This is a genomic window from Planctomycetota bacterium, assembly GCA_026387035.1.
Taxonomy (GTDB): Bacteria; Planctomycetota; Phycisphaerae; order FEN-1346; family FEN-1346; genus JAPLMM01.
The window spans coordinates 1-1,680 of record JAPLMM010000291.1; the positions used below are offsets into that span (position 1 = coordinate 1).

Sequence of the window (1,680 nt, forward strand, 5' to 3'; positions counted from 1 at the left end):
TTGGGCGACAAGACGCAACTGAGCATCCTATTGTTCAGCGCGAAGAGCCAGAGGCCGTGGTCCGTCTGCCTGGGGGCGTGCCTGGCCCTCGTGGTGACGACCGTCATCGCGACGGTGCTCGGCTATGTGGGCAAGGAGGTGGTGCCGGCCCGGCTGCTGCACTACGTGGCGGCGGCGGGATTCATCGGCATCGGCATCTGGTTGTTCCTGGCGAAACCTTGAGGGATGCGCATGGCCCGGTGCGACGCCTGCAAAAAACGCTCCCTTGGGCACGGGCTGAATCGCCGGCTCGCGATTCCCGAGTACCGGGCGATGGTCGGCATCTGGCCGTGGATCACCGTCCGCGTGTGCGACGCGTGCCTGGAAGCGCATGAGCGGGATTTTCTGGATCGGCTGCGGCTGCTGGCACCGCAGGTGCTGGAGAACGACGAGCCGATCGTCGCTCCCGTGTGCCTCGCGTGCGGGGCGGTCGAATCGGCCGGCGGCTGGCGCGAAGCGAGCAAGTGGCTCGATGCGGCCGGCCAGCCCGTTCGCCGGGCGAGGTTCCACCTTTGCGGCAAACACGCCAGCGCGGTTTACATCGACGGCATCGTGGTTTCGTCCAACCTCTCAAGCGCCGAGCGCCTGGCGGAGGCGCTCGATGAGTTGCCGGCCGCCGGCGCGGACCTCCTTGCGCGCGTGGAAGGTTGGCGCCCGGGCGAGGCAGCCGGCCCGGCCGAGGCAACGCATTTCAAACCAGACTTCTCGCGCGACGCGGCGGCGGCGGAGGCCTTCCGGTTCTGGCAGGAGGCGCCGGCCGGCCTGGAGGCGAAGGCCGCCTGGATGGGACCGGTGCGGAAGGACTACCGGATGCGGTACCGCCTGGACCTGGTGCGCAACTATTCGGACGGCCGGCGCGAAAGCCTCATCCTGGTGCGCACGGGGCCGGCGGAGTGGACGACCTACGGGCTGAGCGCGGCCCCGTAGACCGCGCGTGTCCGGTGCGGCGCCGGAATGACGAATGACGAAGCCCGAATGACGAAAGAAGTCCGAATGACCACCTCAGGAGCGCGTCGGCCGGGCTATCTCGTCATTCGGTCCTCGGATTTGATTCGCCATTCGGATTTCGTCATTCGGTTTTCTCTGTGCCGAGGGTAGGCAACGACCGCTGGACCTACTGCACAGGTCCGGATCCCATCACCCCAACGCCTCGGGTCGCTGCCTCAATCCACGTGGGTGCCGAACGAGGCGACCTTCGGCTGGGCGAGGCGCTCGTAATCCGCCCAGGCCAGGAGGACGGAGTCCTCGTGGGTGCCGGCGGGGACGAGGATCTGTTCGTCCTCCGACAGATGCTCCTCGACGTAAACCGGCAGGTTGTACTCGGCGCCGAAGGGGGGCATGGCGCCGACCTCGCAGTCGGGGAACAGGCCGCCGATCTCTTCCTCGGTCGCCAGGCGGACGCTTTTCGCGCCGAGCGCCTTCTTCGCCCGCTTCATGTCGAGGACATACGTGGCGGGAAGAACGCACATGGCAAAGGCGTCGTCGGCTTTGACGATGACGACCTTGGCGACCTCTTCGCCGGTGATGTGCTCGGCGGCCGCCACCTCCTGAGCGGTGTACCGCGCGGGGTGGTGGCGCAACTGAAACTTGACCTTCTCTCGCTTCAGAAACTTGGCGACGTCCATGGCTTGTCTCCTTTCC

General features: G+C 67.0%; 3 protein-coding genes. 2 read left to right on the forward strand and 1 reads right to left on the reverse strand.

What is annotated here, in order from left to right; translation table 11 throughout:
* The coding region (locus NTX40_11135; protein ID MCX5649628.1) for a TMEM165/GDT1 family protein at positions 1–222 on the forward strand (222 nt) is incomplete at its 5' end.
* 9 nt (positions 223–231) lie between these two features.
* On the forward strand, positions 232–966 hold the full coding sequence (locus NTX40_11140) for a hypothetical protein (protein MCX5649629.1): 735 nt from the start codon (positions 232–234) through the stop codon (positions 964–966).
* 236 nt (positions 967–1,202) lie between these two features.
* Here NTX40_11140 and NTX40_11145 read toward each other — a convergent pair whose 3' ends face one another.
* Complete coding sequence (locus tag NTX40_11145) at positions 1,203–1,664, reverse strand: YbaK/EbsC family protein (GenBank protein ID MCX5649630.1); 462 nt, start codon at positions 1,662–1,664, stop codon at positions 1,203–1,205.
* Positions 1,665–1,680 lie beyond the last annotated feature (16 nt).